Source organism: Methylobacterium sp. FF17 (genome assembly GCF_025813715.1).
In the GTDB taxonomy this organism is placed as follows: Bacteria; Pseudomonadota; Alphaproteobacteria; order Rhizobiales; family Beijerinckiaceae; genus Methylobacterium; species Methylobacterium flocculans.
This window is the reverse complement of record NZ_CP107532.1, coordinates 2,955,649-2,970,290: the sequence shown is the minus strand read 5'-3', so window position 1 is coordinate 2,970,290 and position 14,642 is coordinate 2,955,649. Positions and strand designations below refer to the sequence as shown.

At 73.5% G+C, this 14,642-nt stretch carries 13 protein-coding genes; 6 read left to right on the top strand and 7 right to left on the bottom strand.

Features of this window, described 5'->3' with window-relative positions; all coding sequences use genetic code 11:
* Positions 1-40: 40 nt before the first annotated feature.
* Genes OF380_RS13955 through tsaD form a run of 4 tightly spaced genes read right to left on the bottom strand, consistent with a single transcriptional unit; the run spans position 41 to position 3,423 of the window.
* Positions 41-505, bottom strand: coding sequence for an opioid growth factor receptor-related protein (locus tag OF380_RS13955; RefSeq protein ID WP_264045006.1), 465 nt, complete (start codon positions 503-505; stop codon positions 41-43).
* The gene (locus OF380_RS13950) at positions 502-1,503 is read right to left on the bottom strand and encodes an NAD(P)H-dependent glycerol-3-phosphate dehydrogenase (RefSeq protein ID WP_264045005.1); all 1,002 of its coding nucleotides are present in this window, start codon (positions 1,501-1,503) and stop codon (positions 502-504) included. Before OF380_RS13950 ends, OF380_RS13955 begins: the two co-directional genes overlap by 4 nt.
* A complete protein-coding gene (locus OF380_RS13945) occupies positions 1,500-2,387 on the bottom strand; it encodes a GNAT family N-acetyltransferase (protein WP_264045004.1) in 888 nt (295 codons plus the stop codon). The genes OF380_RS13950 and OF380_RS13945 overlap by 4 nt, the downstream gene beginning before the upstream one ends.
* Positions 2,380-3,423 carry a tRNA (adenosine(37)-N6)-threonylcarbamoyltransferase complex transferase subunit TsaD gene (gene tsaD, locus OF380_RS13940; RefSeq protein ID WP_264045003.1) on the bottom strand — a complete coding sequence of 348 codons (1,044 nt, stop codon included), beginning with the start codon at positions 3,421-3,423 and terminating at the stop codon, positions 2,380-2,382. Before tsaD ends, OF380_RS13945 begins: the two co-directional genes overlap by 8 nt.
* A gap of 161 nt (positions 3,424-3,584) precedes the next feature.
* Between tsaD and OF380_RS13935 the strand changes: the two genes are divergently transcribed.
* From OF380_RS13935 to OF380_RS13920, 4 genes are all read left to right on the top strand, one after another.
* Positions 3,585-4,295, top strand: coding sequence for a uroporphyrinogen-III synthase (locus OF380_RS13935; protein ID WP_264045001.1), 711 nt, complete (start codon positions 3,585-3,587; stop codon positions 4,293-4,295).
* Between the two features lie 149 nt (positions 4,296-4,444).
* Entirely contained in the window at positions 4,445-6,499 is a 2,055-nt protein-coding gene (locus OF380_RS13930; protein ID WP_264044998.1) for a COG4223 family protein, read from the top strand.
* 138 nt (positions 6,500-6,637) lie between these two features.
* Positions 6,638-8,266 (top strand): heme biosynthesis protein HemY, encoded by a 1,629-nt coding sequence (locus tag OF380_RS13925; protein WP_264044996.1) that lies wholly within the window; start codon positions 6,638-6,640, stop codon positions 8,264-8,266.
* Between the two features lie 179 nt (positions 8,267-8,445).
* A complete protein-coding gene (locus OF380_RS13920) occupies positions 8,446-9,564 on the top strand; it encodes a DUF2336 domain-containing protein (protein ID WP_264044994.1) in 1,119 nt (372 codons plus the stop codon).
* A gap of 7 nt (positions 9,565-9,571) precedes the next feature.
* On the opposite strand, the gene OF380_RS13915 is transcribed toward OF380_RS13920, so the two are convergent.
* From OF380_RS13915 to OF380_RS13905, 3 genes are all read right to left on the bottom strand, one after another.
* Positions 9,572-9,913, bottom strand: coding sequence for a DUF1491 family protein (locus OF380_RS13915; RefSeq protein WP_264044992.1), 342 nt, complete (start codon positions 9,911-9,913; stop codon positions 9,572-9,574).
* A 58-nt stretch (positions 9,914-9,971) separates the two neighbouring features.
* The gene (locus tag OF380_RS13910; RefSeq protein ID WP_264044990.1) at positions 9,972-10,706 is read right to left on the bottom strand and encodes a peptidoglycan-binding domain-containing protein; all 735 of its coding nucleotides are present in this window, start codon (positions 10,704-10,706) and stop codon (positions 9,972-9,974) included.
* A gap of 66 nt (positions 10,707-10,772) precedes the next feature.
* Positions 10,773-12,698, bottom strand: a complete 1,926-nt coding sequence (locus OF380_RS13905) for a sensor histidine kinase (RefSeq protein WP_264044989.1) — start codon at positions 12,696-12,698, stop codon at positions 10,773-10,775.
* Between the two features lie 335 nt (positions 12,699-13,033).
* On the opposite strand from OF380_RS13905, the gene OF380_RS13900 reads away from it, so the two are divergent.
* Entirely contained in the window at positions 13,034-13,372 is a 339-nt protein-coding gene (locus OF380_RS13900) for a hypothetical protein (protein ID WP_264044987.1), read from the top strand.
* Between the two features lie 122 nt (positions 13,373-13,494).
* Positions 13,495-14,541 (top strand): cytochrome d ubiquinol oxidase subunit II, encoded by a 1,047-nt coding sequence (cydB, locus tag OF380_RS13895; RefSeq protein WP_264044985.1) that lies wholly within the window; start codon positions 13,495-13,497, stop codon positions 14,539-14,541.
* The last annotated feature ends 101 nt before the right edge of the window (positions 14,542-14,642 follow it).

Here is a 14,642-nt window from a genome sequence, read left to right as displayed (position 1 = left end):
CCAGAGACGCCGGGTCTCTAGCATCGTGGAAGCGTGGCCGTCAGGCCCGGTTCAGCGCGGCGTCCCAGTAGCGCAGGCTCGCGTCGTTGATCGGGGCGCCGGCCGCGGCGTTGCGCGCGGTGACGAAGGCGTGGAACTCGCCCGCCGCCTCCGCGCCGAGGAGGTCGGCCACCGCCGAGAGGATGCGGGTGATGCGCAGGTGGTTGTGGTCGTGGCTGCGCAGCCAGCCCCCGGTCTCGGCATAGAACCGGGTCATCCGGCCGAGCGCGGCGCGCAGGCCCGACAGCGCGGCGGGGTCCTGGCGGATCGCCTCCGCCTCGGCGCGGGCGAGCACGGGAGCGCCGGGCACGGCGAGGCTCGCCTCGTGCAGGGGAAAGCACCACTGGATGAAGTCGTGCACGCCCTCGATATGGGCGTCGTCGAAAGCGAGGACCTCCCGCAGGAAGCGCCCGGCGCCATCGGGGCCGGTGCCGGCGAGGAAGGCCTGGACAGGATGAAGGCTCACTCGGCTTCCCCACGCAGCGGCCGCGCGAGGAGCGCGGCGATGACGGCGTCGACGCTCGCGCCGCCGGAGACGATGGCGGCCACCGCCTCCGCCACCGGCATCTCAACGTTCCGGGCGCGGGCAAGGTCCACCAGCGCGGCCGCCGTGAAGGCGCCCTCCGCGAGCTTGCCGCCGGCGGCCTCCTCGGGCGAGGCCCCGGCCCCGAGGCGCTCGCCGAAGGCGAAGTTGCGCGATTGCGGCGAGGAGGCGGTGAGCACGAGGTCGCCGAGGCCCGACAATCCCATCAGGGTCTCGGGCCGCCCGCCGAAGGCGCGGGCGAATCGCATGAGTTCGGCGAACGCCCGGGCGATCAGGGCGGCGCGCGCGCTCTCGCCGAGGCCGCGCCCGGCCACGATGCCCGAGGCGATGGCGAGCACGTTCTTGCCCGCGCCACCGATCTCGACGCCGCGCACGTCGTCGGTGTGATAGACCCGGAGCGTCGGCCCCGAGAGGGTACCGGACAGGCGCGCGGCGAGGCCGGAATCGTGGGCCGCGAGGGTCACGGCCGTGGGCAGGTTGCGGGCGACATCCGCCGCGAAGCTCGGGCCGGACAGGACCGCCACCGGAGCCCCCGCGCCGAGCCGCCCGGCCGCGACCTCGCTCATGAAGGCGTCGCTGCCGCGCTCGATCCCCTTGGCGCAGAGCACGATGGCCGCCCCGGGCGCGAAGGCGGGGGCGAGGTCGGTGAGAACCCCGCGCAGGGTCTGGGCCGGCACCACCATCAGGACGACATCGCCGCGCCCCAGATCCTCGGCGCGCGCCGTCGCGGCGATGCGCCGGTGCAGCGGCACGCCGGGCAGGTAGTGGGCGTTCTCGCGGGTCGCCTCCAGGCGCGCAGCCGCCTCCGGATCGCGCAGCCACAGGGTGACGTCGTGCCCCGCCGCCGCCGCCGCATTGGCGAGCGCCGTGCCCCAGGCACCGCCGCCGACGACACCGATTCGCGTGCCCGATCCGCTCATGCGCCAGACCTTTCGGATTCGAACGTAGCCGCCAGACGATACAGCAGATGAGCCTGCAGGGGATGTCCCGGCGGCAGGGCCGGATGCGCGAAGCGCCCCACCGCGTCCATGCCGAGCCGCTCCATCACGCGGCACGAGGCCCGGTTCGCCTCGGCCGTGAAGGCGACAACGCTCCGCAGGCCACTGCGGCCGAACAGATCGGCCAGGGCGAGGCGCGCCGCCCGCGTGGCGAGCCCCCGCCCCCAGACCGGGCGGGCGAGGCGCCACGCGAGTTCCACGATCTCGCCGGGTCGCTCACCGCCCGCGAAGGGCATCACTCGCATGACGCGCGCACCGCCGACGAAACCGACGAACCCCGCATCCCCGGTCTCGACGACCCAGGGGCCGAACCCATCCACCGCAAAGCGCCGGGTGAAAGCGCGCATCTCCGAGCGGCTGGCGGCGGCATCGAGCGTTCCCTCATAGAATCGCATCACCTCCGGATCGGCATTCAGGGCTGCGAGCGCGGCCGCGTCCTCCGGGCGCCAGGGCCGCAGGACGAGATCGCCGTCGCGCAGGCCGTCCGGGGGCGGGGCGATCGGGGCAAAGGGGGTCGCGCCCCGCAGCTTTCCGCGCAGGGCGAGCGAGCGCCGGTTCAGCCGGGCCAAGTCGACCCGCCCGTCCAGCACGGCCTCGCCGAGCTCGATGGCCGTGGCGAGCCGGTCGAGGGGCAGGTTCGCCCAGGCGGGAGCCGCCACCTGCTCGCGCCACGGGGCGCCGCAGGTGTTGTCGAGGAGGATGCGGGCGAAGCAATGGTCGAGGCGGACCGGCCAGTCCGCGCGCGCGGCCCGCGGCAGGCGTTGCTCCACGAGGTCGCGCCAGCGCCCCCGTTCGGCCTCAGGCAACCGCCTGCGGCTCCGCGAAGGGCCACCTGGCGCGGGCCGGCGCAGTGAGGTCGTCCACGAGCCCGAGGCGCAGGCGCTCGATCCCCGCCCAGGCGATCATGGCGCCGTTGTCGCCGCAGAGGGCCAGGGGCGGGGCCACGAAGGCGAGGCCCGCCTCACCGGCCTGCGTGGTCAGCGCGCGCCGGATCGCGCCGTTGGCGGCGACGCCTCCCGCCGCCACCAGGGCGGTGGGATGGCCGGCGACGCCGGCGAAGTCGCGCATCGCCACCCGCAGGCGGTCCACGATCACGTCGACCACCGCCGCCTGGAAGCTGGCGCAGAGGTCGGCGACATCGACGGAGGAGAGCGGGGCCAGCTTCTCCGCCTCGATCCGCAGGGCGGTCTTGAGGCCGGAGAGGGAGAAGTTGGCCTCGCGCCGCCCGAGCATCGGGCGCGGCAGGGCGAACCGCTCCGGATCGCCGGTCTCGGCCAGGCGTTCCACCTCGGGGCCGCCCGGATAGCCGAGGCCGAGGAGCTTGGCGACCTTGTCGAAGGCCTCGCCGATGGCATCGTCGATGGTGGTGCCGAGGCGGACGTAATCGCCGACCCCCTTCACCGCCACGAGCTGGGTATGCCCCCCGGAGGCGAGGAGGAGCAGGTAGGGAAAGCCGATGCCGTCGGTGAGGCGGGCGGTGAGCGCGTGCGCCTCCAGGTGATTGACCGCGATGAGGGGCTTGCGCGCCACCAGCGAGAGCGTCTTCGCCGTGACGAGGCCGATGAGCACGCCGCCGATCAGCCCGGGCCCCGCCGCCACCGCGATCCCGTCGACCTGAGCCAGGGTCAACCCGGCGCTGCCGAGCGCGCGGTCGATCAGGCGGTCGAGCACCTCCACATGCGCGCGGGCGGCGATCTCGGGCACGACGCCGCCATAGGCCGCGTGCTCGGCGATCTGGCTCAGGACCTCGTTGGACAGGATGCGCCCGCGCCCGCCCTCGCCGGGCGTGACGATGGCGGCGGCGGTCTCGTCGCAGGTCGTTTCGATGCCGAGGACGTTCATGGACGGCGGGTCATTTCGCGTTTGGGTCTGGAACAGGTGGCGCAATCTAGCCGCCCGTCCCCGGTCGCCGCAACGATGGCTTGTCTCGCGCGGCCGGAACGGCATGAATGAAGCTGGTATACGGGAACGGGTCCGGTTTCACGGGGAACGATGGGGGAGCGATGCGGATCTGGGTGGCGCGTCCCGAACCCGGGGCGGCGCGGACGGCGGCCCGCCTCGCGGCCCTCGGGCACCAGCCCCTCGTCGCCCCGGTGCTCGCGCTGGTCCCGACCGGTGCGGCGCTGCCGGACGGGCCCTGGTCCGGCCTGATCCTGACGAGCGCCAACGCGGTGCGCACCCTGGATGCGCGGGATCGCGACCGCTTTCGTGCGCATCCGGTCTTCGCGGTGGGCGCCCGGACCGGTGCCCTGGCGCGGGAGGCCGGGTTCGCGGATGTGCGGATCGCCGGGGGCGATGCCCGGGCCCTGGCTGGCCTCGTCGCGGCCGCTTTGCCCCGCGACGCGGCGCTGATCCACGCCACCGGGACGGAGCGGAAGGCGGAGCCCGGCGCGTCCCTCGCCCAGGCCGGGTTTCGCGTGCGCTGCTGCGAGCTCTACAGCATGCGTCCGGTGCAAGAACTGGCGCGCACCGTCGCCGACGCCCTGGAGGCCGGGGCGATCGACGCCGTGCTGCATTACTCGCGCCGGAGCGCGACGGCGGCGCAGGATCTCACCACGGCGCTCGGGCGAAGCGGAGCCTTCCGGGCCCTGACGCATTACTGCTTGTCGGCGGACGTGGCCGCGCCCCTGGTCACCGCCGGGATCGCGATCCATTTCGTGCCCGAACGTCCGGACGAGGATGCGCTTCTCGCCGGGTTATCGGCATCGCGCTGACGAGAACTCGGACAAGGGTCTCGCTCCGGCGCGGGCCCTGATGCTAGGACGAGCGCAAGAAGCTGCGCCGTCGGCCTCGACCCACCGGGCGCCGGACGCGCCGCACGGGACGCGAGCCGAACGGCAGGTCGGGAAGGGAGCCTTGAACCGTGAAACCACCCAACAGCGACGCCAACCGTCCCGGATCTCCCTCCGCCGGCCAACCGGGCAAGCCCGCCACCCCGGGCACGGACCCGGCCGGCAAGCCGGGCACCCCCGGTAACGTCGAGGCGTCCGCGCCCAAGGTCGGCCAGGACGGCGTGAAGACCGACGCGCTCAAGACCGAAGCCGCCAAGGCCGAGATCCTGAAGGCGGAGACCGGCAAGCCTGACGCCGCCAAGCCTGACGCCGCGAAGTCGGACGCGGGAAAGCCGGACGCGGGAAAGCCTGATGCTGCGAAGCCCGAGGCGCCGAAGGCCGAGGCCTTCAAGGCGGATGCACCGAAATCCGGTGCCTTCGGCGGCGGCACGCCGGGCGGCGCACGGCCGAACACGTCGGTCACGGATGGCCCGATCATCGACCTGAAGGCCAAGCGCCTGCCCGACCCGGTTCCCCCGGCCAAGCCGACCGCGCCGGGCGCGGCGTCCGGTGTCGCCGCAGGCATGGCCGGCAAGACGGCCGATCCCAAAGCGCAGGATCCCAAGCCTTCGGACGCGAAGTCCTCCGAACCGAAGCCGTTGGACGCCAAGCCCACATCCCCGGGTGATGCCGCCGCGAAGCCGCCGGGTTCGACGACGCCCCGGATCTCGCCGGCCGCCGCAGCCGCCCCGGTGCCCGCGCCGCGCGGCCCCGGCTTCGGATCGCTCGCCACCGCCGGCCTCCTCGGCGGCGTGATCGGGGCGGGCCTGCTGTTCGGTGTCGAGCGCAGCGGCCTGCTGCACCCGGGCGAAGACGGCCGCCTCGCAGCCCTCGACCAGCGCATCGCCGCCCTCGCCCCGAAGGACGCCGTCGCGGGCCTCGACAAGCGGGTGGCCGCGAACGAGGCGGCCCTGAAGTCGGTGCCGGATGCCGTCGCGACGGCCCGCCAGGCGCTTGAGAGGGCGAATGCCGCGCAGGGGTCCGCCCCGGCCGCCGCCGAGGGATCGGCACCCCCGGCCGCGCTGCCGGCCGACCTCGTGGCGCGCCTCGACGCCCTCGACCAGCGCGTCTCCGCCCTGCAGGAGGAGCCGGGCCGCGACCAGGGCGGGGACACCCGTCTGGCGGTGGCGCCATCCGGCCCGAGCACGGCACAGGTCGGCGCCCTGGAAGACCGACTGAAGGCCCTGGAGGGCAAGGTGGACGGCGCGCCGAAATCCGCGCCCGTCCCCGACCTGACGCCGAAGCTCGCCGCCCTGCAGGGCGACGTCGAGGCGCGCACCAGGGCGAACGCGGAGGCCGCCCAGGCCCTCAGCCAGAAGGTGACGGCGCTCCAGCAATCCCTGGAGGCGCGCATCCAGGCCGCCACCGAATCGGTCCAGGCCGCCACGCAGGCCAGCGAGAAGGTGGCGGATGCCGGAAAGGCCCAAGCGGCCGAGGCCGCCAAGGCGGTGGAGCGGCAGCTCCAGGCCCAGGCCGACCGGATCGCCGGCCTCGACAAGGCCGTCTCCGAGCGGGCCGAGACCGCGACCCTGCAGGCGGCCCTGCGGGTGGTCTCCGCCGACCGGATCGTCACGGCCCTGAACACCGGCGCGCCTTATGCCGACGCACTGGCCGCCCTGCGCGGGCTCGAGCCCGGCGATCCCGCCCGCCTCACGGCGGTGGCGGCCTTCGCCGACAAGGGCGCGCCGACGGCCCGCAGCCTGGCGGCCGAGTTCCGGCCGATCGCCGAGAAGATCGCCGCCAGCCGCCGCGCGGCACAGACCCGGGCCGTGGCCGAGACCGGCGACATCGGCACCAAGCTGATGAGCATGGCCGAGTCGATCGTGCAGGTCCGCCGCGTCGAGTCGCAGGGCAGCGGCAGCGCCGCCCAGCCGGCCCCCGACACGACCCCGAAGGTGCAGGAGGCCCTCGATCGCGGCGCGATCAAGGAGGCGGCCGAGGCCTTCGCCGCGCTGCCGGAAGCCGCGCGGACGGAGGCCGGCGAGTTCGGCATCAAGCTGCGGTCGCGGGCGGCGGCCGGCGACGCGGCCCAGGGGCTCCTCGCCGAGGCGTTCAAGGGCCTGCCGGCCACCGGCACATCCCGTTGACGCCGCCGCGCGCTCATCCCGCCCCCGCGGCGCGGGCGGGCGGCCTTGCGGATTTCGCGCGGGAGCGTTCGGCGCTCCCGCCCCTCGATCTCGGTGTCGCCGGACCGGCCGACGCCACTCCCAGGAGTTTCTGATCCCATGTGGCGCGCCCTCGCCTTCCTGGCCCTCCTCGCCGTCGCCGCCTACGGCGCGACCTGGGTCGCCGACCATCCCGGAACCGTCACCATCGTGTGGAACGGCTACGAGGTGGCGACCAGCCTCGCCATCGGGCTGATCGGCGTGCTGATCGCCGCCATCCTGGTCGGCTTCCTCTGGGCCATCGTGCGCGGGTTCATCACCTTGCCCGAGACGTTGGTGCGCGGTTCGCGCGACCGGCGCCGGGCCAAGGGCTTCTCCGCCCTCTCGCGCGGCATGGTCGCGGTGGGCTCGGGCGATCCCCTCGCCGCCCGCCGGCACGCCAGCGATGCCGAGCGCCTGCTCGGCGCCGAGCCGCTCACGCTGCTGCTCAAGGCCCAGGCCGCGCAGATCTCGGGCGACCGGGAGGCCGCCGAGCAGGCGTTCCAGCGCATGGTCAACGACCCCGAGACGCGGGTGCTCGGCCTGCGCGGCCTCTTCGTCGAGGCGCGCCGGCGGGAGGATGACGCCTCCGCCCGCGCCTATGCCGCCGAGGCCGCCCGGCTCGCGCCGAGCGTCACCTGGGCCAACGAGGCCGTCCTGGAGGCGCAGTGCGCCGACGGCAACTGGAGCGACGCCAACGAGACCGTGGAGCGCCGGGCCTCCCTCGGGCTCATCGACAAGGCGACCGCGCGGCGCCAGCGCGCCGTGCTGCTCACCGCCGCCGCGCAGGAGCGCGAGGCTGGCGAGCCCGAGGCGGCAACGGAGCGGGTGCTCAAGGCGGTCAAGCTGGCCCCCGACCTCGTACCGGCCGCCGTGCTCGCCGCGCGCCTGATGGTGCGCCGGGGCGACCTGCGCAAAGCCGCCAAGATCCTCGAGGCGACCTGGCGGGCCGGGCCGCACCCGGACGTCGCCAAGACCTACCTGAACCTGCGCACGGGTGATTCCGTGCGAGACCGCATGGCCCGGGCCGAGACCCTGGCGAAGATCTCCTCCTGGCATCCGGAAGCGCGCCTCGCCATGGCGCAGGCGGCCTTCGAGGCCCGGGCCTTCGACCAGGCCCGCGAGGCCCTGGCGCCCCTGCTGGCCGACCGCCCGACCGTGCGGGCCTGCCTTGCCATGGCGCGCATCGAGGAGGCCGAGCACGGCGCCGGCTCGGGCCGCGCCCGCGAGTGGCTGGCCCGTGCGGCCCATGCGCCGCGCGACCCGCTCTGGATCGCGGACGGGATCGCCTCCGAGACCTGGGCTCCGGTCTCGCCGATCAGCGGCCGCCTCGACGCCTTCGTGTGGAAGACGCCGACCGAACTCCTCCCCGGCGCCCATGGGGCGGACTCCGCCGAACAGACGGAACCCAGCCTGCCGCTGCCGCCCCACGCTCCGCCGGCCCCGGCACCTCTGTCTTCGACCAAGGCCGAGACGCCCGCCTCCGATGCGAAGCCGGCCGAGCCCAAACCCGCGACGGTGCTGTTCCCGACCGAGACCAAGGCCGAGCCCGCGCGTCCCGCCGAGGCGGCGCGGACGGACGGGACCGCGCCGGTCGCGGCCGCCATGGCCCAGGCCGCGGCGGCCCCCCTCGCCGCCGGAACGCCGAGCCCGGTGGTGTTCCCGCCGCCGCGCACCGGAGAGGATGCCAAGCCCCGCCGGGCGGGCTGACCGCCCCGGCGGGGTTCCCGGACGATGCCCGCGCGATGAGACGGGCATCATCCTGAGCGAAGATGGTCGCCAGCAGTTCTGGCGCAGGAAGGGACGCGGCGCGGCGCGCGTCCTTAAAGGTCGGTTCACGCAATTCGCCTAAACCTTGCGGTCAGCGAGTTCTGCGTAACCGAAGTGCCATGTCCCCATCACTCGACGATGCGCCGGACCTCTCCGGCCTGATCGAATTGTCGCGCCTCGACAACCTCGATCTCAAACCCGTCATCCTCCGGGTGCAGACGGACCTCTTCCTGTCGGCGCATGTCCGGGACCGCAAGACGGTCGCGGCCTTCGCCTCCCTGGCCGGAGGACTGATCCCGATCGTGGATGACGAGACCGCCGAGATCGTCGCCCGCAAGCTCGCGCCCTTCCCCGACACCCCGCCCGCCCTCCTCGTCGCGCTGGCCGCACGCGGCGGCGGCGCCCGCGATGCGGTGCTGGCGCAGGCTCCCCTCCTGAGCCAGGCGGTGATCGACGCGGCTCTCGCGGATGGCGCGGAGATCGGCGCGGCGCTGGCCGGCCGGCCGGACCTCTCCCGTTCCACGATCCTGGAAATGATCGGGCGCGACGACCCGGCCACCGACCGGGCGCTCGCCGGTAACCGGGCCCTGAACATCCAGGGCGAGTTGCTCGCCCGCCTCGTCGCCCGCGCCCGCCGCGCCCCGGACCTCGCCCGCATCCTCCTCGCCCGCACCGACCTCGCGCATGCCGATGTGGCGCCCCTGTTCCTGATGGCCGAGGAGGCCCGGCGCGAGGCGATCGGACACGCGATCCTGGCGACCGCCGCCTTGCGGCCCACCCCGCCGGCCCCCCGCGAGGCCGGAGCGATCCTCACCGGCTTCTCGGCGCGGGGCGACGTGGCCGGCTTCGTCGGCGCCCTGACCGAGATGCTCGGGTTGCCCAAGGGCTTCCTCGCCGCCACGCCCGATCCGTCGCTGCGCTACGAACTGCTGACGCTGGCGCTGCGCGCCGCCGGCCTGCACGAGGAGGAGGCGGTCTACATCTTCCTCACCCTCAACGAGGCCGTGGCCCGTTCCGTCGACCGGGTGTTCGATCTCGTGAAGCTGTTCCGGACGGTGCCGAGGGCGGGCGCGCGCGACCTCCTTGCCGCCATCCTCGACTGGGCTCCGCCGGAGCGCGCGGCCGGCACCCACCAGCCCTACCACGCCCCCGAGGCTCCGCGTCCCCGCATGCCCGCCGCCGTCGAGCGCGCGCCCCTGCGCACGCCCCTGCCGACGCGGCTGCGCCAGACCTCCTGAGCGGCCCCTATTCCGCCAGGTCGAGGCGATGGCGACCCGCGCGGTCGTCGATCTCGACGATCCAGAGGTCGTTGTCGAACCGCAGTTCCTTGCCGAGACGCGTCTCCACATCCGCCGGGGAGGCTTCGCTGAGCAGGGCGACGAAGCGCCGGTCCCCGTCGGATTCGGTATCCACGAGGGATTGCGGGGCCGGACCGTAGAGGTCGGCGCTCCCGTCCAGGCGATCCACCTTCACGAAGATCGCGCCCGCTTCCGGCGAGCCGCGCCGACGCTGAACGGCGGCGATGCCCTCGATATCGAGGCGGCGCAGGTGGGCGGAGACCCAGAAATCCGATCGCAGGCGTGCCATGCGCCGCCTATAGCAGATCCGCGCCGCCCGATCGCGAATTCGCGCGGGCCGGGGACGGTCAGCCCCGACTCGCCCCGGCCCGGGCAGCGAGTTCGCGCAGGGTCCGGGCCGATGGCTCGCCCTTGACCGGCAGCTTGCGGTCCCGCTCGAACTTCTCGATGGCCGCGCGGGTCCCCGCCCCGATGACGCCGTCGGCCTTGAGTGGGCCGTAGCCGAGCTTGTTCAGGGCACGCTGCGCCTGCGCGATGGAGAGGCTGGCTTGGCTGGCCACGGAGGCCGTGGTCTCGGCGCCCTTCGGATCGCCCGCCCGGATGATCTCGCCGATGCCGTCCCGGGGCGTCCGAGCCGGCGCTTCCGCCCTGGTAGAATCCGCCTTGGCAGACTCGACCTTGGCGGGTTCGGCTTTGGCGGCTTCCAGTTTGGCGGCATCGGGTTTCGCCCCCTCGACCCGAGCGCCCTCCTGCGCCTGTGCGACGGGTCGCGGCTTGTCGGCGGCCGTCACGCCGGTGCGCGCCGGGAGCTTCGGAAAGATCGGCGCGGGATGCCGGCCCGACTGGTAGCCCAGCGCGTTCAGGCAGATCATCGAAACGGCCCCGAGCACGGCGGCCACACCGAGGATCTCGCCGGGATGGCGCAGGAAGGCTCGGCCGAGGGTTCCGGCGGTCGCCCCGAGGGAGGCGACGCCGCCGGCAACTCCCGCCTGCGGACGCCGACGCGCCCGGGGGCGCGCCTCGGCGCTCCGGGTGGGAACGATGATCTCTCGCTGGTCGCGGCGTGCTTGCGGCTCGCGCATCACTTCTCCTTCTGACCCGACGCGGCCTGGGACCCGCGGGGACGTGGGTGGGATCGCGGCGCGCCGTCACCCGGCGCGGCGCAGGGGGACGTAGCTCTCTCGGACGGGCTCCGGGCTGACCTCGAACAGACCCATCGGCCGGCGTGCCGCCAGGGCGGCGGGGGCCACGAGGCGCCCCTCGACCATCGGCGGACGCGCGCGGGTCCGGATCCGCACGACCGGCACCGGTCCGCCGCTCTCGCGGCAGGCGCGGGGCAGGGTCACGATCACCGTGGTGCCCTCGCCCCGGGTGCTCTCGATGGCCAGGGCACCGCCATGCAGCCCGACGAGTCCCTGCACCACGGAGAGGCCCAGCCCGGTGCCCTCGTGGGAGCGCTCGTAGCCGTGGGCGCACTGATAGAACGGGTTGCCCACGCGCGGCAGGTCCGCCTCGCCGATGCCGATGCCGCTGTCGGCCACGATGAGGTCGAGCTGGTCGCCCGACCAGCGCAGGGCGACCTCCACCCGTCCCCCGCGCGGCGTGAACTTCAGCGCGTTCGACAGGAGGTTGATGAGCATCTGCCGGCAGGCGCGCAGGTCCGCGGTGATCTCCACGGGCTTGGCGGCGGCGTCGCGCACCAGGGTGATGCCGGCCTGGTCGAACTTCAGCTGCATCAGGTCGCAGCAGGTGCGCAGCAGGGCGCTCATGTCGAGGGGCTCGGGGGCGTAGTCGAAATGCCCGCCCTGGATGCGCGACATGTCGAGGAGCGTGTTGACGACCTCCAGCAGGTGCTGGCCCGAATCGCGGATGATGCCGGCATATTCGCGGGTCCGGGCCGGCTCGATGGCCATGGTGCCCTCCCCCGCCAGAACCTCGGAGAAGCCGATGATGGCATTCAGCGGCGTGCGCAGCTCGTGGCTGACATTGGCCAGGAAGCGGCTCTTGATCTCGTCGGCCCGCTCCGCCTCGGCCCGCGCCTGCTCCAGTTCCTCGGCGTGGCGGTGGTGCTCGGTGACGTCGCGGGTCACGGCCACCACGCTGGTGGCGGCGCCGCCCGCCGCCTCCGGGTCGGATTCCTCGATGCGGTGCATCCGCATTTCGGCGAAGATCACCCGGGGGACGCCCTCCGCGCGGATCGCGGCCGGGTCGAGGTGAAGGCGGAATTGCACCGTGGCCGGGCGGCCATGAGCGGCGACGTCGCTCAGCGCCTGGAGCAGCAGGGGACGGTCGGCGACATGCACCCGCTCGAGCAGGCCGTGGCCGTGCAGGGCGGCCGCCTCGGCGCCGACGAAGCGGACGGCGGAGGCACTGGCCTCGAGGACGCGGCCGTTCGGGTCGTGCCAGGTGACGAGGTCGTCGATGGCCGAGAGCAGCATCCGGTCGCGGCGCTCGTTGTCCCGCAGGCGGGAGAGCCAGCGGCCCTCGTGCCGGAAATGCTCCGAGGCCTGGGCCGCGATGTGGCCGATGGCGGTCAGCGCGAAGACCGGCATCGCCAGGGCGCGGGACCATTCGGGAAGCAGCGCGCCCTCGGCCAGCGGGGGCAGCAGGGCCACCGCCAGGGCGCCGAGGCCGGCGATGATCGCCGCCGCCAGGGTCGCGCGCCGTGAGCCGGAGACCACGGCTTCCAGCGGGATCGCCACCAGCCAGATCGCGGCGGCCGATTGCGCGCCCCCCGTCATCATGGCGAGGCAGACCACGAGGCCGGTGAGGCCGGCCGACGAGATCGCATGGGCGAGCCAGAGGATGCCGGTGCGCGAGAGCAGGACGGCGGCGAAGACCGGAAGCATCAGGCTCGCGATGCCGAGGGCCTCGATGCCGCTCGGCACCCCGCGCAGGACGAGGTAGGGCGGCAGGCACAGCATCATCATCAGGCCGGTGGCGAGCCGCGACACGAGGAACCGCTCGTGCCGGAACCGGACGCCGGCCTCATCGATGACCGACTCATGGATGAGACCCGCAAGGCGGACATCGATGAGGGAAGCCAAGGCACCGTAAATACGCAATACCGACACGCACAGCGCGGAGACAGCTCGACAAGCTCCTCCGACGCCCCTTGGCTCGACTGACACTCAACCGAGATCAAGGTCGCAGACCCAGCTTAAGCGAGTCTTGCGCAAGAGGGTCCGATTGTCCCCGCATGCTTTCTGGGGTGTAACCGTCACCGGTCTTCGTCACGAACCTTTTCGGTGCAATAGGCTGCAAATCGGCCTGACCGGTGGGGCTAAGCTTGCGTTTACCATGCGCGGCGATCGCGGGCGTTCCTTCAGGAGACCTTTACGGCCGCTCCCGACGATTGCCCGGGTGGGCGCGACCGTTGTGCGTGCGCAGGGGATGGAGGCTCGAAGGCATGTCGTTTCTCCTCCGCGCCGCCCTGGTGATCGCCGGCCTGTCCTGGCTCGCCCTCCAGCGCCAGGGTTCGACGATCATCCCCCCGGACGCTCGGCCCACCCTCGCCGAGGCCGCCGCGAAGGGCTGGGATGCCCTCCCCGCCCCGGCCCGCGAGGCGGCCCTGCGCGCGGGCGGACTGGAGATCGCCCGGCGGGCGGCCAGCGCTCCGGCATCCGAGGACACCCTGGCGGAGGACGACCGCACACCCGCCTGGCGCGGCACGCCGCCCCGCGCCGAACCGGCGGGCCGCAGCCCCGGTCACGGAGAGCCCGGGCCCGGCGCGCGCCCAAGATCCTGACCCGAGATCCTGACCGGCTCCCGGTGTCCCTTTCGAGGGAGGTCGCCGGAAGCTTCTCCTTGCGGGGGAACGCACATCCCCCAGGGCGGGTAGTTCCCAGGCGAGGCGGGGAGAGGCGGCGGATGTTCGGCTTCGGGATGGAATACGAGGGGGCCGCGTTCTGGCTGCCCCTGGTCTGGGCCGCGCTGCTGGCGGTGGCGGTGGCGATGTATGTCGTGATCGACGGGTTCGACCTCGGGGTCGGCATCCTGTTCACGGCGGCGCGCAAGGGCAACTGGCGGGACCGGATGATGCTCTCCGTCGCGCCGATCTGGGACGGCAACGAGACCTGGCTCGTGCTCGGCGGCGGCGGCCTGTTCGCGGTGTTCAGCGTCGCCTACGCGATCCTGCTGCCGGCCCTCTACCTGCCGCTGATCCTGATGCTGATCGCCCTGATCTTCCGGGGCGTCGCCTTCGAGTTCCGGTTCAAGGCCACCCGCTCCCAGTTCATCTGGGACAACGCCTTCCACTACGGCTCCCTGGTCGCGACCTTCGCGCAGGGCATGGTGCTCGGCGCCTTCGTGCAGGGCTTCCAGACCGAGGGGCGGGCCTTCACCGGCGGGACCCTGGATTGGCTCACGCCCTTCAGCGTGCTCACGGGCATCGGCCTCGTCTGCGGCTACGGCCTGCTCGGCGCGACCTGGTGCGTGATGAAGACCTCGGGCGAACTCGAGATTTGGGCGCGGCGCAAGAGCCTGCAATTCCTCGCCGCCACCCTGGTGGCCATGGCCCTGGTGAGCGCCTGGGTGCCGTTCCTCGGCCGCGAGATCCAGTGGCGCTGGATCTCCTGGCCGAACGTCCTCTACGTGGCGCCGGTGCCCCTCGTCACCGCCCTCGTCGCCTGGGGCATCTTCCGCGGCCTGCGCGGCGGGCGCGACGTGGCGCCCTTCCTCCTCACGATCGCGCTGTTCCTGCTCGGCTTCCTCGGGCTGGCGATCAGCCTGTTCCCCTACATCGTGCCGCCCCGCATGACGATCTGGCAGGCCGCCAACGCCGTGAGCGCCCTGCAATTCGCGCTGGTCGGCTACGCGGTGGTGATGCCGCTCACCCTCGCCTACACCGGCTACGCCTACTGGGTGTTCCGCGGGAAGGTGGCGGAGGACATCGAATCCGGAGGCTACGGGCATTGAGCGGGGACGCGCGCATGAGCAAGGGCCGGCGCCTGCTCTGGTTCGTCGCCTTCTACGCCGTCAGCCTCGTGACCTTCACGGCGCTGGTCTATGCCCTGCGC

What these genes read in the sequence shown, in the direction of transcription:
- cydB (WP_264044985.1), top strand. Translation starts at nt 13,495, where the DNA reads ATGTTCGGCTTCGGGATGGAATACGAGGGGGCCGCGTTCTGGCTGCCC.
- OF380_RS13935 (WP_264045001.1), top strand. Translation starts at nt 3,585, where the DNA reads ATGCGGATCTGGGTGGCGCGTCCCGAACCCGGGGCGGCGCGGACGGCG.
- OF380_RS13925 (WP_264044996.1), top strand. Translation starts at nt 6,638, where the DNA reads ATGTGGCGCGCCCTCGCCTTCCTGGCCCTCCTCGCCGTCGCCGCCTAC.
- OF380_RS13920 (WP_264044994.1), top strand. Translation starts at nt 8,446, where the DNA reads ATGTCCCCATCACTCGACGATGCGCCGGACCTCTCCGGCCTGATCGAA.
- tsaD (WP_264045003.1), bottom strand. Translation starts at nt 3,423, where the DNA reads ATGAACGTCCTCGGCATCGAAACGACCTGCGACGAGACCGCCGCCGCC.
- OF380_RS13900 (WP_264044987.1), top strand. Translation starts at nt 13,034, where the DNA reads ATGTCGTTTCTCCTCCGCGCCGCCCTGGTGATCGCCGGCCTGTCCTGG.
- OF380_RS13910 (WP_264044990.1), bottom strand. Translation starts at nt 10,706, where the DNA reads ATGCGCGAGCCGCAAGCACGCCGCGACCAGCGAGAGATCATCGTTCCC.
- OF380_RS13950 (WP_264045005.1), bottom strand. Translation starts at nt 1,503, where the DNA reads ATGAGCGGATCGGGCACGCGAATCGGTGTCGTCGGCGGCGGTGCCTGG.
- OF380_RS13915 (WP_264044992.1), bottom strand. Translation starts at nt 9,913, where the DNA reads ATGGCACGCCTGCGATCGGATTTCTGGGTCTCCGCCCACCTGCGCCGC.